Raw genomic sequence first — 25,070 nt, 5'->3', positions numbered from 1 at the left:
TGAAATAGGGGGCAGGTATCGCACAGATACCTGCCCCCTAGCATTGCGCCCAGCCAAAAACGGCGCCCAAACTATTAACCGACATGCAAAGCAAAAGCTGCCAACATCCCGAACAAGGCCACGATCAGCGCCATCAACAACCCATCTGCGGCCAAAGCATCATCTTCCAGCATGGCCGACGCAGAAATGCGCGCCCGCACCCGGCGCAGGCGCAAAAAGGCAATCAAAATGACAACCGCGCCACTCATCAGCAGCAACGCCTCGGACCAACCAGAAACGGGGTCTGGCCCCAACCGCGTGGCGGCGACACCAAACCCGACCACGGCAATCGCAGTCCGTACCCAGGCCAAAAACGTGCGCTCATTGGCCGAATGATCGGCGTAATTAACAATCATTCCTTGCTCCCGTGCTTTTTCATACCCTTTACCCCGCGTGAAATTAGCAAGCTTACCTCATACAGCACCCGCGCCGCATCTAACCGCCCCGAACACGCAAGGTATTCCGGCGACCATTGCGGGTCGAATTTTTGCTTGAAACTGCGCAGCCCTTCGAATTTGTAGAATTGTTCGCCATGCGCAAACAAAAAACTGCCAACGCGGTGCCAAACTGGCGCCAAAGGTCGGCTTTCCAGCCCTGACAAAGGCGCTGCCCCCAGCGAAAACCATGTAAAGCCTTGCTCTTTGCCCCACATCAGCATCTCGGCAAACAGCGCGTCCATGCTTACGCCCGGCCCAGCTGGATCATAGCGCATCAAGTCCAACGACAACTCGGATTTATCACCGGCCTGCATCAGGTTCGCGAAGGCGGTAATGCGCCCTGTGTCATTATTGCGCAGCACGGCATAGTCGAAATTCTGCACATAATCGGGATGGAACCAACCCAAGGAAAACCCTTTCTCTTCGCTGTTCTTATGCGCCAACCACGCGTCTGACACCTCGCGCATATTGTCCATATGCGGGCCAATATCTGCCGCCTTTATCACCTCAAACCGGTAGCCATCGCGCCCGATGCGGGCCTTGGCATGGCGCCAATCTTTGCGGCGCGGGCCTTCCAATGAAAAGCTGCGCAAATCCACCCGCGCAACCTCGCCGATTTTCAACACTTGCAGCCCAAGGTCCAGATAGGTCGGCAAATAACGCTCGGACACGCCGTAAAATGCGCAACGCCGGCCCAGCCGATCGGCCAACTCGCGCAACTGCCAAATCACCGCGATGCCCGCCTCTTTCTCGCCCACCGGATCGCCCTTGCTAACCAAAGTGCTGCCGGTATCGGCATAGGCAATATAGGCCCGCGCATCGGCTGACAGAATAAACCGTTTGTCACCACTCAGCGAAATTCCGGCCTCGGCCACCGTCGATGCTGCCGTCAATCGCCGCACATCATCCGGGATGGGTTGGCGGCGCAGCCGTGTCGATTGCCGGCTTAACAGCATGTTCAACATGAACGCAGCCAACACCACAGCCACCGCAAACGTCGCCCGCAAAAACCGAGAGGCATCGCCGTGCCACGCAAACTGCCACCACAGCGCATCGGTGTATTGCACATTGGAATAGGCAAAGAACCCGATCCAACTTATAACCCCCGCCAACAGCGACACACTTAACAACCAGCCTAGGTTCAGCCGCAACCCCGCCGTCATATCGGCGCGGTAGAATGCGGGCCTAAACACCCAGAGCACGGCCATAGCACTGGCCAAAGCGGCGGCTTCTTCCCAATCAAAGCCCTTTAGCAAGGACGCCACCAAACCCGCTGCCAGCAGCCCCATCGCCACCAGCCACGCCCGAAACATCCGCCGGTACAATCCGCGCGCCACAATCATCAGCAGCACGCCAATCACGCTGCCCACCAGATGCGAGGTTTCAATAAACGACAGCGGCAGCATTTCCCGCAAAAAACCAAGCCGCGCCGGATCGGATGGTAGATTGCCCGACAACAGCAGCACCGCCCCCGAAAGCATTGCAAGCCCCGCCGCAATCAGCGGGATAATCGGCTTGGTTGCGGCATAGATTAACCGTGACGTCTTGGACGCGGCCTGCCGATTGGCCAAAACCCATGCAACCGCAAGCCCGATAACCGCCATAAAAAACGGCAGCACCATATAGATCACGCGGTACATCACCAGTGCGGCCAAGACATCCGGCCGTTCTGTCGCGCCCAATCCGGCAATCAGTGTCGCCTCAAACACGCCCAATCCGCCGGGCGAATGGCTTAGTATCCCCAGCCCGATTGCGGCCACAAACACCACAAAGAAAAACGGAAAGTTCAGCGTCAGATCGCTTGGCATCAGCACATACAGCGTCAATGCCGTGGCCGCCAAATCAACCACCGACACCGCTGTCAGCTTGATGCTTTGCTGCGCGCGCGGCAGTTCTACCCTATAGGCACCAAAGCCGATGCTGCGCTGCGCTGTGCCTGTCCAAACAAACAGCGCAACCAAGCCCGCCACAATCGCAACACCCGTCGCAGTTTCCAGCCCCGCTGGCATTGCAATCACCGCCGACAAGCCCGCCGGATGCAAAATCATCAGACTGCCGATAATCGCCATCAGCCCCAGAAAAAACGCAACCCAACTGGTCGCGATCAGGCGGGCCACCGCAGCAATATCAACCCCAAAGGCCGAATAGACACGATAACGGATTGCTGCCCCTGTCAGCCATGAAAACCCCAGCATATTCGACACCGCCAAGCTGCTAACCCCAGTCAGCATGGGCACAGCCAGCGGCAGCTTTACCGGCGTCACCGCCCGCAGAATAATTACATCATACAGGGACAGCGCCAGATAGCTAAAGCAGGTCGCCAAAAACGACGCCGCCAAAACGCCCAAAGGATAGGCCCGCGCGTTCTTTTTCACATCGGCCAAATTGATGCTTTGCGACATGTGATGCAGCAGCGCCAAGGCGATGCCCGTAATCACCAAAGGAACAGCCAATCGCACCAGCGGATGTGACTGAATACGCCGAAATAGGTGCGTTTCAGGGCGTGCGAGGGGTGCGCTTTGCATGGATAGCATCCTCTAACAAGTCAATTTGGATTTGCTGAAGCTCCGCCAACTTGTCCCATTGATGGGCCATTTGGTGATCTATCTTCTCATGCAATTGCCGGATTTCCAGCTCTGCCTTCAGATTAATTCGATAATCATTTTCGGCGCGCAGCCGGTCTTTGGTTTCCTGCCGCCGCTGGCTCATCATAATCACCGGCGCTTGCACGGCAGCAAGGCTGGACAGCACAAGGTTCAGCAAAATGAACGGGTAGACGTCAAACGGTTTAAAAAGCCAGCCGGTAATGTTCAGCCCCATCCAGACAAACAGCACCACGCAAAATGAAATGATGAATGTCCAAGAGCCGCCGAAGGTTGCAACCTTATCGGCGGCCCGCTCGCCAAAGCTGGCCTTTTCATCCACCACAGCACTGAGCGCTTGGGTGATAATCTCACCCTTCGCCAAGCTGTCGATGACATCGCGGTCCAGTTCGGTCAGCTCTCCGCGCTCGGTGCGCAGCATGGCCTCGACATAATCGGCGCGCGCATTGCGCAAGTCGTCAAAGCAAATCGCGGCCCCCGGCCCCCAAGTCGGAGCCTTTGCTGTGATCGCCTCGTTCAGGCTTGGGCGTACCACCTCATACTGGCGCAGGTTTTTTACTTTGAACGCCTTACCGCATACAGCACAAATCTGGGTCGTCGGTTTTGTTGTCACTTCTGGGGGTCCACACGCGACAAGGCCAAAAGCGCCAGCCCCGTTGTCAAAAGGTTAATCCCGAACAGCAGGCCAATCACCCAAGAGGATGCCTCGGGCCAGCCGATGAATACCAGAAAGCTAAGCGCCAAGGTCGCAATCGCACTGAGCATGGCCACAACCCAGCCTGCGTGATGCTCACGCAATGACAGTGCCATCGCAGCCCCTAACGCGCCTTCAACCAAGAAAATCGTTGCCATAATCATGGTCAGCGTGCGCGCACCCGCGATGGGCTGTACCAAAAAGACCAACCCTAACACCAGCGTTAATGCCGCCGCAGCCAAGCCCATCAAGCTGATCTGACCCGATTTAAACCGCAGCCAGAACAGCACGCCCAAAGCGCCGGACAAAACCAAAAACCATGCAATCAATTGCTCAACCGCGATGGTTGCAACCTCGGGCCAGATGATGCTTGCGGCACCAAGGCCAAGAAAGACCCAAGCCAAAGGTCGCAAGCGCTGAAAGGGCAATACTGGGGGCTGTTTGTTTTCCATGGCACAATTCCATTCTATCGGTCAGGTGTTCCCATCAAGCATATAGGGTTTACCAAGCCATACCTAGCGCCCAAACCTGTCACAAGGCCCTTCACAAACCTTAATAATTTGTAAGCTTGGCACAGCGCCTACAATCGTGCGCCCAATGAAAAACGGCCGCCGCAAAAGCGACGGCCGAAATGAAAAATCTGCTTAGCAAGGTTCAGGTCTTTAATACCCGATAAATCGCGGGAATGACCAACACTGTCAGCAGCGTTGAAGATGCCAAGCCGAACAACAGTGATATCGCAAGGCCTTGGAAAATCGGGTCGGTCAAAATCACCACCGCCCCGATCATTGCCGCAATCGCCGTTAGCAAGATCGGCTTAAACCGGATCGCCCCCGCCTCGATCAAAATCTCGACATCCGATTTCCCCGTGGCATCGGCATGGCGAATGAAATCGACCAGTAGAATCGAGTTGCGCACGATAATCCCCGCCAGTGCGATAAACCCGATCATCGACGTGGCCGAGAATGGCGCGCCAAACAGCCAATGCCCTGCGATGATGCCAAGGAACGTCAGAGGAATCGGTGTCAAAATCACCAGCGGCAGCCGGAACGACCCGAACTGCGCAACAACAAGGATATAAATCGCGAGCAGTGCCACCGCAAAGGCCGCACCCATATCGCGGAAGGTCACATAAGTTACCTCCCACTCGCCATCCCACAGCAAGGTGGTCGCCTCTTCATTGTCAGGCTGGCCATACAGGCTAATCACAGGCTTGGTCCCGGGTGCCCAATCCATCGAGTCAAGCGCTTTGCTGACGGCGATCATGCCATACAGCGGGGCCTCAAACTGGCCGGCCATTTCGGCGGTAACCATCTCGGCGTCACGCCCGTTATGGCGAAACACAGGGAAGGACGCACGCTCTTCGGCTACGCGGATCACATCGCCCAATTCCACCACACCCCGCGCACCGGGCAGCACATTGGCAGGGATCGGCGTCGACAAGAACCGCTCGTCCAACACTTTGTCACCTTTGGCGCGCGCAATCTCAATCGGGATCGGCTGGCGGCCCTCGCCTCGGTGCGAATACCCCACCCTACTGCCACCATTCAACGTGGCCAGCGTGTCAAACACATCGCTTTCTTCAACGCTGAAAAATTCCAGATCATCGGTACTGATCGTCGCCCGCAAGCGCCGTGGCTGGGTACCAAAACTATCATCGACATCAACGATATAAGGCACGGATTCAAAGGCTTGGCGGATTTTACCTGCGGCCTCACGCCGAGCATCGGCTGTTGGGCCATAAACCTCGGCCAGCAAGGTTGCAATCACCGGCGGGCCTGGGGGTGGCTCTACCGTTTTTACACTGCTGCCCGCAGGCATCGGCAAATCTGCCAACCGCTGACGGATTTCCAGCGCAATGTCATGGCTGGCGCGGTCACGGTCGGCCTTCGGCGACAAGGTAATTTGCACATCGCCCAAGTTCGGTTGCGCGCGCAGATAGTAATGCCGCACGAGGCCGTTAAAGTTGAACGGCGCCGCTGTGCCTGCATGGGTCTGCACTGACGTCACCTCGGGCAGTTGCAATACCTCACGTGCCACATCTTGCGCTACGCGGTCTGTCGCCTCTAACGACGCGCCTTCGGGCAGGTCAATCACCACCGACAATTCGGATTTATTGTCAAACGGCAGCAGTTTAACCGTCACATCCTCGGTATATAGCAGCCCGAGTGAGCCAAAAGACAAAGCCGCCGTTATCAGCAAAAACAGCCCACTGCGCAACTTGCTACCCAGAAGCGGCCGCGCCACCATGCAGTAGATGCGGCCCAAAAAGCCACCCGGCTGCGCCTCATCATGGCCATGCGCCGCCATCGGTGCACGGCCCGCCACCTTAACCATCAGCCAAGGCGTGATGATAACGGCGACAAAGAACGAAAAGATCATCGCCGCGCTGGCATTGGCGGGAATCGGGCTCATATACGGGCCCATAAGGCCGGAAACAAACAGCATCGGCAACAAGGCCGCGACAACGGTTAGCGTGGCGACAATCGTCGGGTTGCCCACCTCGGCCACCGCCTCGATCGCGCCATCCATCCGGCTGCGACCATCCTTCATGCCCCAATGCCGCGCGATGTTTTCGATCACGACAATCGCGTCATCGACCAAAATCCCGATCGAGAAAATCAGCGCAAACAGCGACACACGGTTCAGCGTATAGCCCATAATCCATGCGGCAAACAGCGTCAGCAAAATGGTCACCGGAATGACCACCGCGACCACAATCGCCTCACGCCAGCCAATCGCAACCCAGACCAGCACAACGATAGACAGCGTGGCAAGCCCAAGGTGGAACAGCAGCTCATTGGCCTTTTCATTGGCCGTATCGCCGTAATCACGGGTGACAATAACCCCAACTGTATCGGGGATCAGGGTGCCTTCCAGCGCCTCAACACGGTGCAAAATCGCCTCGGCCACCACAACCGCGTTGGAACCGGCACGTTTCGCCACGGCCAGCGTTACCGCAGGCGTGCGCACAACACCGCCACCCTCGGCACGGCTAACGTTTGAAACGATCAGATCCTCGCTGGAGGATACAAAGCTAACCTGCGCCACATCGGCCACATAGACAGGCCGCGCATCGCGGGTGGTCAGCAGCAGATTGCCGATTTGTTCGGGCGCAACCAATGTTTCGCCGACAACCAGATCAATCTGATCGCCCTTATCCGTCAATTTACCGGTGTTTTGGGACCGGTTGGCATTGGCCACCTTTGCCGCCAATTGCTGCAAGGTCACACCATATAGCGCCAGCTTTTCAGGGTCGGGCGCAATGCGGATCGTCTCGGGCACTTCGCCCACCAAATAGGTCAGCCCGACATCCTTGGTCTTGGCCACTTGGGTCCGCAATTCGCGGGCCATACGGGTCAGATCATTGGCGCTGATCCCCGTCGCACCCGATTTTGGCGCAAGCGTCAGCGATACAATCGCCACATCATCAATCCCGCGACCAACGATCAACGGTTCGGGGATGCCAACGGGAATCCGGTCCATATTGGCGCGGATTTTGTCATGCACCCGCAGCACCGCCGCATCGGACGAGGTGCCAACCTTAAACCGTACCGTAACCATCGAATAATCATCTTGGGTCTGGGAATAGACGTGTTCGACCCCGTCGATGCCCTTCACGATGCCTTCCATCGGCTCGGTCACCAGCTTGACCGCGTCTTCAGCGCGCAGGCCCGGCGCCTGAATGTGAATATCAACCAGCGGCACCGAGATTTGCGGCTCTTCCTCACGCGGGAGCGAGGTCAGCGCGACCAAACCCACGGCAATCGCCGCCAGAATGAACAGCGGTGTCAGGGAGGAGGCAATGAACGCACGGGTCAGCCGCCCGGCGATGCCAAGTTTAGGGGTTTTAGGGGCCTCACTCATTTGTCGAAACCACACGATCCCCAACCGCAAGGCCGGATAGAATTTCGATCATCGCAGCGCCGTCAACGGTTTGAGGCTGGCCCACAACGACCGTGCGCAAAACGGGGCCATCCGCCCCCACCACCTTCACAAAATCAAGTCCGGTTTGGGTGATAACAGCCGATGCAGGCACCATCAGCGCCATGCGGGTATCAACCGGCAACCGCACCAAAACCCGCGCGTCGATAAAGCTTTCGGGTAGGTCCGGCACCTCAACATCGGCGATCACGCGGCCATTCTCAATCAACGGATAAATCCGCGCCAAGGTGCCCTGGCCAGCACCCGCAGCTGTTTCAATCTCAATCGTCGCCCCTTCTTTTAAAAAGGCCGCATGGCGTTCGGGCACCGCGATGCGCAGGAATATCCCCCCGCCACCAATCGTCGCCACCGCCTCACCCGGCAAAATCACCGCACCCGCAGCGACGGGCACCGACAGCACCCGCCCCGCAATTGGTGCCAAAACAGCACCTTCAAGCTGTTGTTGTTCAACCACCCGCCGATCGGCAACCACGGCCGCAATCTGCCCGTTCAAAACATCCACTTGGGTGCGCAGCGCATCCAGCCGTTGTGCCGTTGTAACGCCGCGCGCCAGCAAATCCTCGCCGCGCGTCAGCTCTGTTTTGGCATTGTCCAACTGCGCCGTCAGGGCTTGCTGCTGCGCATCAATCGCAGCCAGCTGAAAATCGATCTTGGCATCAACAACCTGCGCCAAGACCTGCCCCGCCGTCACCACATCGCCTTCGACCACCGCAAGCGACACAACCGTGCCGCCCAAACGCGCCCGCGCGGGAATGCGACTGCGCGCCTCGACCCGGCCATAAACGGCCTTCCAATCAGTCACAGACACCTCGGCCAGCGGCGCATCCTGCGCAAATACTGGCGCCGAAAATGAGGCCATAACGGCGACTATGGCGATCAAATTTCTCATCTCTGTTCCATTCTATCTATTGTGGTCAATCTGTGGTGGCAAGGCTGCGCCTAAAATGCAGCGCCGGGCTTAACCCCAAGCCATTTGAACGCCGCTGCCGCCGGACAAAACCCGGTAAAGGCCGCCTGAATTTGGTTCACACCAACGAAAACCGTTAGCCAAACAAAATACGGCGAAACCCACAGCGTCAACGCAAGTGACAACAGCACCATAAAGCCCGCAAAGGCCATAACCATACGATCAAGTGACATCTTATTCTCCATTTTTTACTTTAGAGCCTTACGACTCCGGCTCAATCTTAACTTTTTTCAGCTTATCAATCCCCAGCGCCTGCATCGCGAGACGTTCATAAAACGGCTCGGACTCACCACTGCGAATTTTATGCAGAAAGTATTTCTCAAAACCGATCTTGGCCAAGTGGACCCATTTGCCCGAAGACGACCAGTTCACATTGCGCGGGGGAATCTGCGGCTGCGCCACAAACGCAATCCCGCTATCGCCAAAATCAGCAAGGCAAACAGCGTTCCATGTGGCCACCGCAGTCGGCGCTTTGCCTTTGATCAACTGATCAATGTTGTGCGCCGTCGCCGTCACCATCGATTCAATCATAAAGCCGGTTTTCGGCACGCCCACGGGCACCGGCGTCTTGCCAACCGGCGGAATGGCCACACAGACACCGATCGAAAACACCTCGGGGAAAGTCGGATTGCGCTGATGTTCATCGGCAAGGATAAATCCGCGCGGATTGGTCAAACCTTCAATGCCGCGCACCGCCTCAATCCCGCGAAACGCTGGCAGCATCATGGTGAAAACTTGTGGCACCTCATGGGATTTAAAAACAGAGCCATCCTCGGCGATCTCGGACACCAACATCTTGTCGGCCTCGATCTTGTCGACACGGGCGTTGCAGATCCACTTGATGTGATGCTCGCGCAACTCGCCTTCCAGCAGCCCTTTGGTATTACCCACACCGTCCAGCCCCAAATGGCCAACATAGGGTTCTGATGTCACAAAGGTCATCGGCACGCGGTCGCGCACTTTGGCATCGCGCAGCGCCTTATCAAGGATAAATGCAAACTCATAGGCTGGCCCATAGCACGATGCGCCCTGTACCGCGCCAATCACCACGGGTCCGGGGTTCGCGATCAACTTATCCACCGCCTGCTTGGCCATCAGCGCATGGTCAACATGGCACACCGATTGCGTATGCGCGTCGGGGCCAAAGCCCTCAATCTCATCAAAGGCCAGCTCGGGGCCGGTCGCGATGACCATATAGTCATAGGTAATCGATTCGCCGTCCATCAGCTCAATCCGGCGCTCGGCGGGGTGCAGGCGTTTGGCACCTTGGGCATGCAGCGCGATCTTGCGTTTGGCAAAGACCTTTACAAGATCCACCTCAATCGAGGCCCGATCACGCCAGCCTACGCCAACCCACGGATTTGACGGCACAAAATGAAAGGTGCTGCCTTTGTTAACAACTGAAACCTTATGCTCGGCACCCAGCTTATCACGCAATTCATAGGCGGCAATTGTGCCCCCCAACCCAGCGCCAACAACGACGACATGTGCCATAACACTCTCCCAGAGCTAACATACCAAGCCGATTTCAGGCACAGTACAAATACGATGCATCATATATTCATGTATTTGCAGGTGTGTCGTTGATCCAGATCATATTTGCGTCAGTACCCTTTTCATTCACACATTTTCTTCTAAACCCTAATACAGCGATCACGGGGATACCGCTGCCCCATCGCCCCTTTTAACCACCCATTTGTTGGAAAATACGCATGCCCCAAACTCTGCGCCGCAAAGGTAAACGCGCGTTCATTACGCTCTGGGCTTGGCGCATGCTGGGTGGCGCGTCATTGCTATTGGGGATAATCGGCGTTGCATTGCCGCTGCTGCCCACCACGCCATTTGTCATCCTTGCCGCCTTTGCTTTTGCCAAAAGCGCACCCGGTTTACATAAAAAGCTGCTGCAAAACCGGACATTTGGCCCGATGATTATGCAATGGGACGAAAAGGGCGCGATTGCGCCGCGGCATAAGGCGATGGCCGTAGGCATGATGGCGGCGGCCTTTGGCGCAGCGGTGCTGCTTGGCGCGCCACTTTATGTACTGCTTATTCAGCTGGTTTTCATGGGTGGGGCCGCTCTTTTTGTTCTCACGCGGCCCAACGGTTAGCATAAAAAGGCGTGGGGCAGCCATTACCCCACGCGGCGTGCTTTACACGCTATCAAGCCGCACCGGACCGCCGGTTTTCATCGACTGGGTCGCCGCTTCGGCCATCGCCAATGCCGCAATCCCATCAGCCAACGTGATTGGCATCGCCGTTTTGCCTTGCACAGCCGAAACGAACGCATCCCATTCGGCCGCATAGGCCGCCATATAACGCTGCAAAAAGAAATAGGTAGGCTTGGCGCCGGTCACGCCCGCAGCGGTTGATTTCACAACCAGATTTTCCAGCATATTTTGCGCCTGCAGCAGCCCTTCGGACCCAAGCAGTTCAAGCCGCTGATCATAGCCATATGCCGCCCGACGCGAGTTTTTGATAACGCACAGCCGGCCATCGGCATAGGTCAGCGTGACCACGGCAGTATCAACATCGCCTGCCAACCCGATTTCGGGATCAACGATCGAGGTGCCAACAGCCGAAACGGTAACTGGCGGCGTGCCCATGATGAAATTGGCCATGTCAAAATCATGGATCATCATATCGCGAAACAGCCCACCCGAGGTTTTGACATAAGACACAGGCGGCGGGGCCGGATCAAACGACGTGATCGACAGCAGCTCTGCCTTGCCAATCTCGCCCGCATCTGCCGCAGCCTTCAAAGAGGCAAAGCTTGGGTCAAAGCGACGGTTAAAGCCGATCATAATCGGTTGCCCATTGCCCGCCGTGGCCGCAGCACAGGCGCGCGCACGGGTCAATGACAGGTCAACCGGCTTTTCGCACAGCACCGCTTTGCCCGCCCGCGTCGCAGCTTCCATCAGGTCGGAATGGGTGTCGGTCGGGGTGGCGATCAGCACGGCATCGATATTTGGATCAGCGATAATCTCTTCGTTGCTGCGCGCAACACAGCCATATTTTGCCGCCAGCTTTTCGGCGTTCTCAGGCAGAAAATCCGAAACCGCAACCAATTTGCTGGTGGCGTGGGCGGCGATTGTAATCGCATGAACGGCGCCAATACGTCCTGCGCCAAGAAGGCCAACTCTAAGCATTTATTCGATCCTTGCATTGCGGACCGCTGGTCCGGCTGGGGGGCATGATCGCCAGTATTGCCGCAGAGGCATGCATTTTGCAAGCGGTTGCAGACAGGTGGATCGGCGCCGATTGGGCGGGACCAAATCGGTTCAACACTTGACAGTTGCGCAATCAAAAGAAAGAAACATGCAAGCCCGAATACATCGCGCCGCCATACCGTGCCGCCCACCGTTTGCCACAGGCCACCATCCTATCTGCGGCGCACCCGCAAGGAGAACTCACATGAAATTTCGCTTTCCTATCGTCATCATCGACGAAGACTTCCGGTCTGAAAACTCTTCTGGCCTTGGCATTCGTGCTATGGCTGAAGCGATTGAAAATGAAGGGTTTGAGGTGCTTGGTGTCACCAGCTATGGCGATTTGTCCAAGTTTGCACAGCAGCAATCGCGCGCCTCGGCCTTTGTTTTGTCGATTGATGATGAAGAGTTCAGCCCCGGCCCCGACTTGGACCCAGCCGTCGTAAACCTGCGCAATTTCATTGAAGAAGTGCGCTGGAAAAACGCAGATGTGCCGATTTACGTTTACGGCGAAACAAAAACCAGCCGCCACTTGCCGAACGATATTCTGCGCGAATTGCACGGCTTTATCCACGCATTTGAGGATACGCCTGAGTTCGTAGCCCGCCACATTGTGCGCGAGGCGAAAAGCTATCTTGAGGGCATCCAGCCGCCGTTTTTCAAGGCGCTTTTGGACTATGCCGAGGATGGGTCCTATTCATGGCACTGCCCCGGCCATTCCGGCGGCGTCGCGTTTTTAAAAAGCCCGATAGGCCAGATGTACCACCAGTTTTACGGCGAAAACATGCTGCGCGCCGATGTCTGCAACTCGGTTGAAGAACTGGGCCAGCTGCTGGACCATAACGGCGCGATTGGCGCGTCTGAACGCAATGCAGCGCGGATTTTCAACGCCGATCACTGTTTCTTTGTGACCAACGGCACGTCGACATCAAACAAAATGGTTTGGCATCATACGGTTGCACCAGGTGATGTGGTTGTGGTGGATCGCAACTGCCACAAGTCGATCCTGCACAGCATCATTATGACGGGTGCGATTCCGGTGTTTTTGAAACCGACGCGCAACCATTACGGCATCATCGGCCCGATCCCACGCGCCGAGTTTGAGATTGAGTCCATCAAGGCCAAAATCCGCGCAAACCCGTTGCTGGCGGGCGTTGATGCCGACACGGTAAAGCCGCGCATTATGACCCTGACGCAATCCACCTATGACGGGGTTTTGTACAACACCGAGACCATCAAAAACGTGCTCGATGGCTATGTCGACAACCTGCATTTTGATGAGGCTTGGCTGCCACACGCCGCCTTCCACCCCTTCTATGGCACCTATCACGCGATGGGCCGCAAACGTGACCGGCCGCGCCATTCGGTCACCTATGCCACACAATCCATTCACAAACTTCTGGCGGGTATCTCGCAAGCCAGCCAGGTTTTGGTGCAAGACAGCCAAACGACCCCGCTGGACCGTCACCTGTTCAACGAGGCGTATCTGATGCACTCGTCTACCAGCCCACAATACAGCATCATTGCCAGCTGTGACGTAGCCGCGGCGATGATGGAGCCCCCAGGCGGCCTTGCATTGGTTGAAGAAAGCATCATGGAGGCGCTCGATTTCCGCCGGGCAATGCGCAAAGTTGATGATGAATTTGGCGCGGATGACTGGTGGTTCCAAGTTTGGGGCCCCGATCATCTGGAAGAAGAGGGCATTGGCCGCACCAAAGATTGGGTGCTGCGCCGCACCGATGCCGATGGCGTACAGCAAGCCGATGGCGAAGATTCCTGGCACGGTTTTGGCGATATGGCCCCCGGTTTCAACATGCTTGACCCGATTAAGGCGACCATCATCACCCCCGGCCTTAACCTTGATGGCCGGTTCGAAGATACGGGCATCCCTGCCTCGATCGTTACGAAATACTTGGCCGAAAATGGTGTTGTGGTCGAGAAAACCGGCCTTTACAGCTTTTTCATCATGTTCACGATTGGCATCACCAAGGGCCGCTGGAACAGCCTGCTAACGGCGTTGCAGCAGTTCAAGGATGATTGCGATAAAAACCAGCCGATGTGGCGGGTGATGCCCGAATTCTGCGCCAAGCATCCGCGCTATGAAAAGATGGGTCTGCGCGATCTGTGCCAGCATGTGCATAAACTCTATGCCAAGTATGACGTGGCGATTTTGTCGACCGAGATGTACCTCAGCGATCACACCCCCGCGATGACACCGACCGATGCGTTTTCGCATATCGCCAAGCGCACCACGCAGCGCGTACCGATTGACGTGCTGGAAGGCCGCATCACCACCAGCCTTGTAACGCCCTATCCGCCCGGTATTCCTTTGTTGATCCCGGGTGAGGTGTTTAACAAGAAAATCGTTGAATATCTTAAGTTTAACCGCGAATTTGCGCGTGAATGCCCGGGGTTTGAAACCGATATTCACGGCTTGGTGCAAGAGACCGATCAACACGGTGTGGTGCATTACTTTGCCGATTGCGTGACCGACCAACACTAGGTCACGCGGAAAACAGGTCTTTCACTTGTCAACTGACTAGTGTATTGGGCCAGAATGAGAGACAAGCAACGCGATTCTACGCGCGAAAAGATTGTGGAAGCAGCCCTGGCGGCGATGACCGAAACCGGCTTTGATGCCGTTAGCACGCGGGCGATTGCCCAGCGGGCCGAGGTAAGCCAAGGGCTGCTGACCTACCATTTCGCATCGAAAGATGCGCTATGGCGGGCGGCGGCAGACCATCTGTTTGCCTTGCAAGAGGCGGCGGTCGGCGATGCGATGGCCAATGTCGGGCCGAATGACCCGCCCGAAAAGCGCCGCGAAGTTTTGCGCCGCTTGGTGCGGTTTAACGCCGAACACCCCGAGTTTTTCCGATTTTTGATGCTCCAAGGCCCAGAGGATGACGCCCGCCGTGCTTGGCTGGTCAAAACCCATCTGACGCCGATTTATGCGCGGTTTTGTCATCTGATGGGCAACCTGCCGCCCGCCGATATCCCGCATGCGTTTTATACCTTTGGTGGTGCCAGCAGTGTTATTTTCAGTGCTGCCACCAAATGCACAGATTTAACCGGAATTGACCCAAAATCCGAAGCCAGTATTCAGCGTCATGCCGAATATTTGGCCAACCTTATGGTGCCAGAATGATGCCTAGATTTACAAGAACGCGCCCCAATACACACGCCTTTGCGCTGGCCGTTGGTGCAGTGTTTGCGCTGCACACACCTGCCACAGCACAAACGCTGTTGCGCGTCTCCACCGTTACGGCGGAACGCATTGCCGCCGTAAGCACTTTTTCGCTGACGGGTGAAATCGTGGCGCGGGATACGCTGACAGCATCATTTCCGTTGGGCGGGCGGGTTACAGATGTGTTCGTGACCACCGGAGCCAAGGTGCAAAAAGGCGATGTTTTGGCCAAGCTGGACCAAGTGCAACAAGAACAATCCTTGCGGGCTGCACAGGCGGGGCTGGTCTCGGCCAAAGCCAGCCATCAGCAGGCCCGTGAAGAAAGCGTGCGCCAAGATGCGCTGCTGGAACGCGGCGCCACCACCCGCAGCGCCCGCGATACCGCCGCCGACCTGCTGCGCGCCGCCGAGGCCCAAGAGGCGCAGGCCGTGGCCGAGCAAGACCGTGCGAAAAAGGCGCTGGCCGATACCGTATTGCTGGCCCCGACCGCCGCAACTGTGACTGACCGTTTGGCCGAACCGGGGCAAGTGATCGGCGCGGCGCAAACCGTGGTAGAACTGGCCCTTGGCAGTGATTTTGACGCCGAGTTTGAAGTGCCCGAAGCCACGCTGACCTCAACCCCCAAATCGCCTGAGGTTGTGCTGTCGGTTCTAGCGGCACCTTCTAAAACCGGTGCGGGCATGATCCGCGAAGTCTCGCCTTTGGTCGACCCAGCCAAAGGCACGGTAAAGGTCACTGTTTCGGTTGAAACCCTGCCCGCAGGCCTAAGCTATGGCGACCCAGTGCGCGGCACAGTGACCATTCAAGATACCGACCGTGTGACGTTGCCATGGTCGTCGATCACGGCCCAAGCCAGCGGCCCCGCCGTCTGGCTGATTGACCCGCAAACCCACCAAGCCGCCCTGCGCGAGGTATCGGTTTTGCGCTATATCAGCGGTCAGGTGGTGCTTTCTTCGGGGGTTGAGGCGGGCGAAATTGTTGTGAGCAAAGGTGCGCAATTGCTGTACCCCGGCCAAACGGTCGATCTTGGGTCGGAGGCTAAGTGATGAAAAACGCTGGTTTAATTTTGACACTGTTCTTGTTGCCGCTGGCATCTTTTGCGCAAGAGGCAGCCCGACCTGTGGTGTCAGAGATTGTGACGCCGCAATCAGGTTTACGCCAATCTTGGGTCGGGACCGTGACCGCGCGGATTGAAACCGACTTAGGCTTTCCGCGCAGTGGCACCTTAGCGACACGTCCGGCCAGCCTTGGAGATGTTGTGGCTAAAGATCAGGTTTTGGCAGTGCAGGATCCGCAAGATCTGGATTCCAGCCTGCGCAGCGCCCAAGCCGGTGTTATTGTAGCGGAATCGCAAGCCAACTCGGCCCGAAATGCCGCCAACCGTGTGCAGGCGCTGGTAACCCGCGGCGTCGATAGCGAGGCGGCCTTGCAAAGCGCCACCGCGCAGCTTGCCGCCGCCGAAGCCAGTTTGGAACAGGCCAAAGCCAACCTTGTGGGGGCCGAAAATGCCCGCAACAACGCGGTTTTGCACGCCCCGCAAGACGGTGTCGTGACCCAAGTTTTTGCCGAACCGGGGGCAACCCTGACCGCAGGCGCCCCGGTTCTGCGGCTGGCGGGCACCCAAGACCGCGAGGTTATTATCGACCTGTCCGAAGGCGATGTGGCGGGGCTGGCCACTGGCAGCGTGTTTCGTGTGCGGCTAGAGGCGAACATGGCGCTGGAGGCAACAACGCGGCTAACCTCGATCGATCCGGTTGCCACACGCGAAACCCGTACACGCCAGTTACGCTTGGCGCTGGACGAAAACGCGCCCACCGGCTTTCGGCTGGGCGCGCTGGTGCAGGTAGAGCCGATGGCCGAAACGGCGGCGCAATTATCGCTGCCAGTGACGGCAATTATTGCGAACAGCGAGCCGCCACAGGTTTGGCGCGTCGACCCTGCGGGCCGCGAGGCCAGGCTTGTCACCATCGAGACTGGGGCCACCGCTGGCACGCGTGTTTTGGTGCTGAACGGGCTTTCGGATGGTGACGAGATTATCGTCAAAGGTGTTAACTCTATTGAGGACGGGCAAATCGTTGGCCCGCGCGTGCAAGAATGAAGCGTTTCAACCTGTCGGACTGGGCGCTAGAGCACCGCTCATTTGTGTGGTTTTTGATGATCATCAGCGTGGTCGCTGGCGTGTTGTCTTATGTGTCGATTGGCCGTGAGGAAGACCCCAATTTTGCGATCAAAACCATGGTTATCACGGCGGCTATGCCGGGCGCATCCATTGAGGATACCCGCCAGCAGGTCACCGACCGGATAGAGGAAAAGCTGGAGGAATTAGGGACGCTGGATTACACGCGGTCCATCACCCGCCCGGGCTATTCTATTGTTTATGTTAACCTTATGCCAAGCGTGCAGGGCGAGGCCGTGGCGCGCACATGGCTGACGGTGCGCAATATGATCAATGATATTGCGGGCGATATGCCCAATGAATTTACCGGATTCGGCTTTAACGACAACTTTGGCGATGTGTACGGCAACATCTATGCCTTTACCGCCGATGGCTTTACCCCGCGCGAGCTGCGCGATAGGGTTGAGTTGATCAAACGAGAGGTCCAAGCCCTTGATGATGCCGGAAAAGTTGAGATTTATGGCACGCGCGACGAGGTGGTGTATCTTGAGTTTTCGACCGAGCGGATGGCCGCACTTGGGCTGAATGAACAGGCTGTACAGGCCACGCTTCAGGCGCAAAACGCCATTTTGCCATCGGGGGTCATTGATGCGGGCCCTGAACGGATATTGGTGCGCGTGGGTGGCCAGTTCAAAGATGCGGCAAGCCTTGAGGACGTTAACTTTCATATCGACGATCGCTTCTTTCGTCTGACCGATGTGGCTGATATTAAGCGCGGGTATCAAGACCCGCCCTCTGTGCTGTTTCGCTATAAGGGCCAGCCTGCGATTGGTTTGGCCGTTGGGATGCGCCAAGGCGCCAATATCGTGACTTTTGGCGAAGAGCTATCAGCCGTCATGGAACGGGTGCAGGCCGAATTGCCGATTGGCATCGACATTCACCAAGTCGCCGATCAACCCCATGTGGTTGAGGAATCGGTGAACCACTTTTTACAAGCACTGCTAGAGGCGGTTCTAATCGTGCTGGCCGTCAGCTTTATCAGCCTTGGGATACGCGCGGGGCTGGTGGTGACGCTGACAATTCCGCTGGTTTTGGCGATTACCTTTGTGGTCATGGATTACGCGGGCTTTACCCTTCAGCGGATCTCATTAGGGGCGCTGATCATTGCGTTGGGCCTGTTGGTCGATGATGCGATGATCGCGATTGAGACGATGATTTCGCGGCTAGAGGCGGGTGAAAGCCTGCGCAAGGCGGCGTCCTATGCGTGGACATCGATTGCGTTTCCGATGCTGTCGGGGACGTTGGTCACCGTGGCGGGGTTTATCCCGATCGGGCTAAACTCTTCCTCGGCGGGCGAGTTTACGTTCTCATTGTTCGTGGTGATTGCGGTCTCACTGCTGGTCAGCTGGGTGGTGGCGGTGCTGTTTGCGCCGTTGCTGGGGGTGACGTTGTTGCCCGCAAAAATGGCCCATCACAACCCCGAACCGGGGCGGATGCGCCGCGCCTTTCATGGGGTGTTGCACGGGGCGATGCGGTTTCGCTGGTTGACGATTGGCGTCACGGTGGGGCTGTTCGTGCTGTCGATTTACAGCATGCGCTTTGTCGAACAACAGTTTTTTCCGAATTCGGACAGGCCGGAATTGGTGGTAGATTTTGCCTTGCCGCAAAATGCCTCTATTGCCGCCACACAGGCCGAGATGGACCGGTTTGAGGCGATTTTGGCCAAGGACGAAGATGTTTTGTTCTGGTCATCCTATGTCGGGCGGGGGGCGCCACGGTTCTTGCTGTCCTATGACACGATGGATCAGTTTGCCAACCTTGGACAGATCGTTATTCAAACGCCGTCAACCGATGCCCGCAACGCCTTGCGCAAGCGTTTGGAAACAGTGGCCGCGACCGAGTTTCCGGGCACCGATGTGTATGTAAAGTTTCTGGAAATCGGGCCGCCAGTTGGCCGCCCTGTGCAATACCGGATCAGCGGACCAGATATTAACGTGCTGCGCGACAATGCGCGCGATCTGGCGGCGGTTATCGGGTCAGACACGCGGACCAGCTCTATCGTGTTGGATTGGAATGAACCGGCACGGGTGGTGCGGGTTGATATTGTGCAAGATAAGGCGCGGCAGTTGGGGCTAACCTCGTCCGATATTGCATCGGGGTTGAACGCGATCTTTGCCGGACGGACCATTACCGAGCTGCGCGACAACACCTATCTGGTTGATATTATTGCACGCGGCAATGATTCCGACCGTGCATCACTAGAGGCGCTTTACGGGCTGCAACTTGCCGGTACGGGCGGCGATGCGATACCGCTGTCATCGGTCGCCGTGTTCCGGTTTGATACCGAGCAGCCGATGGTGAGCCAGCGCAACCGGATGCCGACCATCACGGTCAAGGCCGCGATTAACACCAAAGACCAGCCTGCAACGCTGGTGACCGCACTGGCCGATAAAATCGCGGCGTTCAATGCCGCATTGCCCGCAGGGTATGGCGTGGTCGTGGGTGGCACAGTTGAATCGAGCGCAGAAAGCCAAGCGCCGATTGCCGCTGTGGTGCCGTTAATGATGTTGGTTATGGTGACTTTGGTCATGGTGCAAATGCAGGGCTTCCGGCTTGCCTTTGTTGTGCTGTGCGCGGCGCCGCTTGGGCTGATCGGGGTTGTGGCTGCACTGGCATTGTCTGGCGCGCCTTTGGGCTTTGTCGCTATCTTAGGCATTCTGGCGCTGGTCGGGATTTTGATCCGCAACTCGATCATTCTGGTGAATGAGATTGAGGTGCTGCGCCGCGCGGGCCGCACCGCTTGGGATGCCGTTTTTGAGGCCTCCGACAGCCGCGCCCGCCCGATCTTGCTAACCGCTGCCGCTGCAAGTTTGGCGCTGATTCCGATTTCACGGCAAATCTTTTGGGGGCCTATGGCCTTTGCCATGATGGGCGGGATTATCGTCGGGACGCTGGTCACTTTGGTTTTCGTGCCGGCACTCTATGTAGCGGTCTTTAGGGTTCCGGCCGAGAAACGCCCCAAGGGCTAGGAATAGTCACATCCACGGCGCAACTTTACAACACTGAAACAATAGCGCAGAGGGGCCAGCCTTGGCCCTTCAATGTCGCGCGGCGGTGCTGTAAACTGTAAAAATGGAACAAACGCAAACACCACAGGATAGTTTTGCCACCGCCGATCTTACCGATCTGGTGGCTTGCCCTGTTTGCGACACGCTGTACCACTTTCCCTCCATCCCGTCGGGCGGTCAAGGTCGGTGTGCGCGCTGCCACCACCTGCTGATAGCGCCGCGCGCAAATGCGATGACACGGATTGTGATGCTGGCTGTAACTGCCACGATTTTGATGATTACGGCCGTCAGCTTTCCGTTTTTGACCATTTCAACACATGGCCTGAACCAGCAAGCGTCGGTTATTGATACAATTCTGGCCTATTCCGATGGGCTGATGGTGCCGCTTTCACTGGCAATGGCGGGTTTGATTGTGGTGCTGCCCCTCACACGCCTCAGCGCGATTTTATACGCTATTGCACCTATGGCCCTTGGGCACCGTCCGGCGCGCGGGGCGGCGCATGCCTTTCGGGTGGCAGAACAGCTAAAACCTTGGGCGATGGCCGAGGTGTTTATCGTTGGCGTGGCCGTGGCCTTGGTCAAGGTCGGTGGCTTGGCCACGCTAACAATCGGCCCCGCGTTCTGGGCATTCGCCGCATTGGTCGTTATCACCGTGCTTAAAGACAATTTTATGAGTAGTTTGATCATATGGAAAACGCTGGAAGCGCGCGGGGCTACCTGACCGCGCGTGATGCGGGTCTGGTCAATTGCACAACATGCGGGCGGGTTCATCCAGCCTCGGATACGGTATGCTTGCGGTGCGGTGCGGCTTTGGCCAGCCGCGACACCAAAAGCCTGCAAAAGGTTTGGGCGTGGTGGGTTGCGGGGATTATCGCGTTTATTCCGGCCAACACCTACCCGATGTTGAAAACCGCTACCTTGGGCAAGGAATCTGAGAGCACCCTGCTTGGCGGCATTGTCGAGCTGGTTCACCACGGCTCGATCGGGATTGCAGCAATCGTTTTCTTTGCCAGCATCATCATCCCCACCAGCAAATTTTTTGCCGTCGCCTATTTGGCGCTTGGCATCGGGCGGCCCAGCCGTTTGTCTGCGCACCGCCGCCATCAGGTTTATGAGGTGGTCGAATTCGTTGGCCGCTGGTCGATGATCGACGTCTTCGTCGTCGCCATTTTAACGGCGCTGGTCCAACTGGGATCAGCGGCAAGTATTCACCCCGGAATCGCGGCTGTTAGCTTTGCGCTTTCTGTGGCTTTCACAATGCTCTCGGCCCAAAGCTTTGACCCAAGGCAAATCTGGGACGCTGACAAGGAACACACTAAATGACTCAACCCACCCTGCCCGATATGGATATTCTACCCGCCAAGCACTCGCCATGGCGTAACCTGTCGTTTGTTTGGCTGGTGCCGATACTGGCGCTGTTGGTGTCGCTTGGGGTGGCGTGGCAAAACTATAGCAACAAGGGCACGCTGATTACCATTGTGTTTCAGGATGCGGCGGGGATTACGCCCAAAGATACCACGATCAAGTTTCGGGATGTGATTATTGGCGCGGTCGAGGACGTAACTTTCACCAAAGACATGTCGCATGTTGAGGTAACAGCCCGCATCGACAAGGATGTCGCCGACACGCTTAGCCCCGACACCCTGTTTTGGGTCGTCCGCCCCGAAGTCAGCGCGCGTGGGATTAGCGGCCTGTCGACTGTGCTGTCGGGTGTTTATCTTGATGCCGCATGGACGCCGGTCACAGGCTCAAACGCCCGCATCTTTGAAGGCTTAAAGGCGGCGCCGCTTATCCGCCCCGGCCACGAAGGCACGCGTATCAAAATCCGGTCCAAGAATGGCACCAGCCTGACTCCCGGCGCGCCGGTGTTTTTCCGTGGCATGGAGGTGGGCCAATTGGACACGCCGAAACTGTCGGAAACCGGCGATAGCACCGATGTTGAGGCCTTTATCAACGCACCTTATGACAAATTTCTGACCACAGACTCGCGGTTTTGGAACTTGGCCGGTTTTTCCGTGACACTTGGGCCAGCCGGTCTTGATCTGAACGTCGCAAGCCTTGGGTCCTTGCTGACCGGCGGCGTGTCGTTTGAAAACATCGTTTCGGGTGGCGCACCGGTGACCGAAGACACAATGTTCCGCCTGTTCGCCAATGAGGCGGCGGCACGCGACAGTATCTTTACCCAACTTAGCGCCAATTCGATCAAGATGTCGGTCATCTTCGCAGAGTCGGTCAGCGGCTTGGCCTCGGGCGCACCGGTTGAATATCGCGGCTTGCGGATTGGCCAAATCACCGGCATCGGCGCTTTCATTGCGAAATCAGCAACCGGCAGCAGTAAAGTGAATATGCGGGCCTTGATCTCGATCGACCCGCAGACCTTGGGGTTAGAGGCCGATGCAGACGCGCAGGCCACCCTTAATTTCATCGAAAAGCTGGTGAAAGACGGTATGCGGGCGCGACTTGCCACGACCAGTATTTTCAGCGCGGCCCTAAAGATTGAGCTGGCTGATATGCCCGAGGCAGCGCCTGCCGTATTGGCCAATGATGCGGACGGCACACCGATAATCCCCAGTGTTAAATCTGAACTGCCCGACTTTACCGCAACAGCCGAAGGCGTGTTGCAGCGCGTGAATAACCTGCCGATTGAAGAGGTTATGAACCAAGCCGTTTCGCTTATGGCTGCGATTGAAACCATCGCCAGCGCCCCCGGCACCCAACGCGCCCCCGATGCGATTTTGGGCCTGGTCGAAGATGCGCGCGGGTTGATTGGCAAGGAAGATACCCAAGCCATTCCGGGCGAACTGCGCGGTGTGATCGCCGATTTGCGCAGTATCGTAGCCGATTTGAAAGAACAGGGTGCGGCCGATCAACTGGCCAGTGCCTTGAAAAGCTTTGATAAAGCCTCGGCTGATATTGCGGCAGCATCGGGTGACTTGCCTGCTTTGATCACCGATTTGCGCGCAATCGCAACCAAGGTGAATGACCTGAAGGCCGAAGAGCTGATCGCCGCTGTGACCCGTGTGATGGATAGCACCGATGCCCTGATCAGCACCGACGGCGCAAAAAGCATCCCACCTGCCCTTTCTGCGGCGCTGACCGAGGTAGAGGCTGCGTTGAAAGAGCTGCGCGAAGGTGGGGCAGTTGCCAATACCAATGCGGCGCTGGCCTCGGCCCGCGATGCCGCCGATGCGGTCGCTGTTGCGGCGAAAGCCTTTCCCGATGTCACGGCGCAACTCGACGCTGTGATATCCAAAGCCGATGCGCTATTGTCGACCTATGGCGCGAAATCCACCTTCAATTCCGAAACGCTTGATCTGCTGCGAGAGCTGAAAGCTGCGGCAAAATCCGTCAACCAGCTGGCCCGCACGATTGAGCGCAACCCAAACTCTCTTATCCTAGGACGTTGATGTGAATATTCGTATAGTTGCCATCGCCCTCGCTGCCGCCCTACCGCTCGCCTCTTGTGGCGATAAGGATGCGCGGTTTCCAATTGCTGCCGAAACCGTGCCCGCTGTTGCCAAAACACAGGTTGCGGTCAGGACGGTTGAGGTACGCGAAGTATCGCTCCCCGCCTATGCTGCCGCCTCGGAAATCGTGGTTGAGCAGATGGGCGGCGCGCTAACAGTGGTGCCCAAGGCGATCTGGGCCGATGATCCGGTGCGCGGTGTGACTGGCGCGTTGGCACGGAGCCTTGATCTGCGTTCGACCGCATCTGTCGCCGCCGAACCTTGGCCTTTGGCAGATTCCGCCGATGTAAGGATCGAAGTGCGGGTTGACCGCATGATCGCCAAGCTGAACGGCAACTTTGAGCTGACTGGCCAATTTGCCATTGCGGCACCAAATGGGGCCATGCGCGAGTCTGTGCAGCGTTTTACCGTAACAGCGCCCTTGGCTGATAACTCGCCCGGCTCGGTTGCCCAAGCCACAGGTGTGGCCATTGACAGCCTAGCCGCCGACATTGTGAAAAAGCTGCGGCGCTAAGATATTGTCGCAAATAAAAAAGGCCCGCTTATCAAAGCGGGCCTTTTTCATGTTAATCGGTTGTTAAGCCTTAGCTGAACAACATACCGCCGTTGATGTCGACGTTGGCACCGGTGATGAAAGCCGAGTCTTCACAGGCCAAGAACAGCACCAAATTCGCCACGTCCACAGGCAAGCCTTGGCGTCTTACTGGGGCCGAGGCCTCTAGATTGCGGCGCACTTCGTCTTTGGTGTGAATGTTGTGGAAATCGGTGTCGATCATGCCGGGGCACAGCGCGTTAACGCGGATATTCGGGCCAAGTTCTTTGGCCAAACCGCGCGTCATGGTCATCACAGCACCTTTGGAGGCTGCATAAGCCACCGAGCCGCCGCCACCACCATCACGACCAGCTTGGCTGGCAAGGTTCACAATCGCGCCGGTTTTCATATGCGCGATGCAAGCCTTGATCATCAAGAACGTGCTGGTCAGGTTCAGATCCATCACCGCATTCCAATGTTCCAGCGACATTTCCGCGATCGTTTTGCGGGCAATCAAACCGCCGGTATTGTTGACCAAAATATCAAGGCTACCAAATTCGGCGATGGTTTTGTTAACCAGCGCGTCAACACCGGCTTGGCTGTTCAGATCGCCTTGCAGCGCAAATGCATTGCCGCCAGCGGCTTTGATCTCGGCAACGGCGGCATCAGCTCCTTCGCTGCTCGAGAAGTAGTTGATGGCGACATTCGCGCCCTCGGAGGCCAGTTTGATAGCGCAGGCGCGACCGATGTCACGACCACCGCCAGTAACAATGGCCGTTTTTCCCAGAAGTTTCATAGTATGTATCGTCCTT

General features: G+C 57.1%; 20 protein-coding genes. 10 read left to right on the top strand and 10 right to left on the bottom strand.

Features of this window, described 5'->3' with window-relative positions:
• Positions 1-74: 74 nt before the first annotated feature.
• From ACEN2J_RS14175 to ACEN2J_RS14140, 8 genes are all read right to left on the bottom strand, one after another.
• Complete coding sequence (locus ACEN2J_RS14175; RefSeq protein WP_442106754.1) at positions 75-395, bottom strand: YidH family protein; 321 nt, start codon at positions 393-395, stop codon at positions 75-77.
• Positions 392-3,001, bottom strand: a complete 2,610-nt coding sequence (gene mprF, locus ACEN2J_RS14170) for a bifunctional lysylphosphatidylglycerol flippase/synthetase MprF (protein WP_442106753.1) — start codon at positions 2,999-3,001, stop codon at positions 392-394. The genes ACEN2J_RS14175 and mprF overlap by 4 nt, the downstream gene beginning before the upstream one ends.
• Positions 2,973-3,692 (bottom strand): DUF1003 domain-containing protein, encoded by a 720-nt coding sequence (locus ACEN2J_RS14165; protein WP_442106752.1) that lies wholly within the window; start codon positions 3,690-3,692, stop codon positions 2,973-2,975. The genes mprF and ACEN2J_RS14165 overlap by 29 nt, the downstream gene beginning before the upstream one ends.
• Positions 3,689-4,225 carry an HdeD family acid-resistance protein gene (locus tag ACEN2J_RS14160; RefSeq protein ID WP_442106751.1) on the bottom strand — a complete coding sequence of 179 codons (537 nt, stop codon included), beginning with the start codon at positions 4,223-4,225 and terminating at the stop codon, positions 3,689-3,691. Before ACEN2J_RS14160 ends, ACEN2J_RS14165 begins: the two co-directional genes overlap by 4 nt.
• Before the next feature lie 202 nt (positions 4,226-4,427).
• The gene (locus ACEN2J_RS14155) at positions 4,428-7,640 is read right to left on the bottom strand and encodes an efflux RND transporter permease subunit (protein WP_442106750.1); all 3,213 of its coding nucleotides are present in this window, start codon (positions 7,638-7,640) and stop codon (positions 4,428-4,430) included.
• Positions 7,633-8,577, bottom strand: coding sequence for an efflux RND transporter periplasmic adaptor subunit (locus tag ACEN2J_RS14150; RefSeq protein ID WP_442106782.1), 945 nt, complete (start codon positions 8,575-8,577; stop codon positions 7,633-7,635). Before ACEN2J_RS14150 ends, ACEN2J_RS14155 begins: the two co-directional genes overlap by 8 nt.
• A gap of 80 nt (positions 8,578-8,657) precedes the next feature.
• Positions 8,658-8,858, bottom strand: coding sequence for a YgaP family membrane protein (locus ACEN2J_RS14145; protein ID WP_442106749.1), 201 nt, complete (start codon positions 8,856-8,858; stop codon positions 8,658-8,660).
• Between the two features lie 28 nt (positions 8,859-8,886).
• Positions 8,887-10,179: an NAD(P)/FAD-dependent oxidoreductase gene (locus ACEN2J_RS14140; RefSeq protein ID WP_442106748.1), complete on the bottom strand. Its 1,293-nt coding sequence runs from the start codon at positions 10,177-10,179 to the stop codon at positions 8,887-8,889.
• A gap of 218 nt (positions 10,180-10,397) precedes the next feature.
• Between ACEN2J_RS14140 and ACEN2J_RS14135 the strand changes: the two genes are divergently transcribed.
• The gene (locus ACEN2J_RS14135) at positions 10,398-10,793 is read left to right on the top strand and encodes a YbaN family protein (protein ID WP_442106747.1); all 396 of its coding nucleotides are present in this window, start codon (positions 10,398-10,400) and stop codon (positions 10,791-10,793) included.
• A gap of 42 nt (positions 10,794-10,835) precedes the next feature.
• Here ACEN2J_RS14135 and iolG read toward each other — a convergent pair whose 3' ends face one another.
• Complete coding sequence (iolG, locus tag ACEN2J_RS14130; RefSeq protein WP_442106746.1) at positions 10,836-11,831, bottom strand: inositol 2-dehydrogenase; 996 nt, start codon at positions 11,829-11,831, stop codon at positions 10,836-10,838.
• A gap of 265 nt (positions 11,832-12,096) precedes the next feature.
• Here iolG and ACEN2J_RS14125 point away from each other — a divergent pair, with 265 nt between their 5' ends.
• The 9 genes from ACEN2J_RS14125 (at position 12,097) to ACEN2J_RS14085 (ending at position 24,240) form a co-directional block, all read left to right on the top strand.
• Positions 12,097-14,394 (top strand): Orn/Lys/Arg decarboxylase N-terminal domain-containing protein, encoded by a 2,298-nt coding sequence (locus tag ACEN2J_RS14125; RefSeq protein ID WP_442106745.1) that lies wholly within the window; start codon positions 12,097-12,099, stop codon positions 14,392-14,394.
• A 54-nt stretch (positions 14,395-14,448) separates the two neighbouring features.
• Entirely contained in the window at positions 14,449-15,036 is a 588-nt protein-coding gene (locus tag ACEN2J_RS14120) for a TetR/AcrR family transcriptional regulator (RefSeq protein ID WP_442106744.1), read from the top strand.
• On the top strand, positions 15,033-16,121 hold the full coding sequence (locus ACEN2J_RS14115) for an efflux RND transporter periplasmic adaptor subunit (RefSeq protein ID WP_442106743.1): 1,089 nt from the start codon (positions 15,033-15,035) through the stop codon (positions 16,119-16,121). Before ACEN2J_RS14120 ends, ACEN2J_RS14115 begins: the two co-directional genes overlap by 4 nt.
• The gene (locus tag ACEN2J_RS14110; RefSeq protein WP_442106742.1) at positions 16,121-17,173 is read left to right on the top strand and encodes an efflux RND transporter periplasmic adaptor subunit; all 1,053 of its coding nucleotides are present in this window, start codon (positions 16,121-16,123) and stop codon (positions 17,171-17,173) included. Before ACEN2J_RS14115 ends, ACEN2J_RS14110 begins: the two co-directional genes overlap by 1 nt.
• The gene (locus ACEN2J_RS14105) at positions 17,170-20,220 is read left to right on the top strand and encodes an efflux RND transporter permease subunit (RefSeq protein WP_442106741.1); all 3,051 of its coding nucleotides are present in this window, start codon (positions 17,170-17,172) and stop codon (positions 20,218-20,220) included. The genes ACEN2J_RS14110 and ACEN2J_RS14105 overlap by 4 nt, the downstream gene beginning before the upstream one ends.
• Positions 20,221-20,323: 103 nt before the next feature.
• On the top strand, positions 20,324-20,980 hold the full coding sequence (locus tag ACEN2J_RS14100; protein WP_442106740.1) for a paraquat-inducible protein A: 657 nt from the start codon (positions 20,324-20,326) through the stop codon (positions 20,978-20,980).
• Positions 20,947-21,582, top strand: coding sequence for a paraquat-inducible protein A (locus ACEN2J_RS14095; RefSeq protein ID WP_442106739.1), 636 nt, complete (start codon positions 20,947-20,949; stop codon positions 21,580-21,582). The genes ACEN2J_RS14100 and ACEN2J_RS14095 overlap by 34 nt, the downstream gene beginning before the upstream one ends.
• Positions 21,579-23,666, top strand: coding sequence for a PqiB family protein (locus tag ACEN2J_RS14090; RefSeq protein WP_442106738.1), 2,088 nt, complete (start codon positions 21,579-21,581; stop codon positions 23,664-23,666). Before ACEN2J_RS14095 ends, ACEN2J_RS14090 begins: the two co-directional genes overlap by 4 nt.
• Position 23,667: 1 nt before the next feature.
• Entirely contained in the window at positions 23,668-24,240 is a 573-nt protein-coding gene (locus ACEN2J_RS14085) for a PqiC family protein (RefSeq protein WP_442106737.1), read from the top strand.
• 70 nt (positions 24,241-24,310) lie between these two features.
• Here ACEN2J_RS14085 and ACEN2J_RS14080 read toward each other — a convergent pair whose 3' ends face one another.
• Positions 24,311-25,054 (bottom strand): SDR family NAD(P)-dependent oxidoreductase, encoded by a 744-nt coding sequence (locus ACEN2J_RS14080; protein WP_442106736.1) that lies wholly within the window; start codon positions 25,052-25,054, stop codon positions 24,311-24,313.
• Positions 25,055-25,070: the final 16 nt, after the last annotated feature.

It is taken from the genome of Pseudorhodobacter sp. W20_MBD10_FR17 (genome assembly GCF_052119765.1).
Lineage (GTDB): Bacteria > Pseudomonadota > Alphaproteobacteria > Rhodobacterales > Rhodobacteraceae > Pseudorhodobacter.
This window is presented reverse-complemented; position numbering and strand designations above follow the sequence as displayed.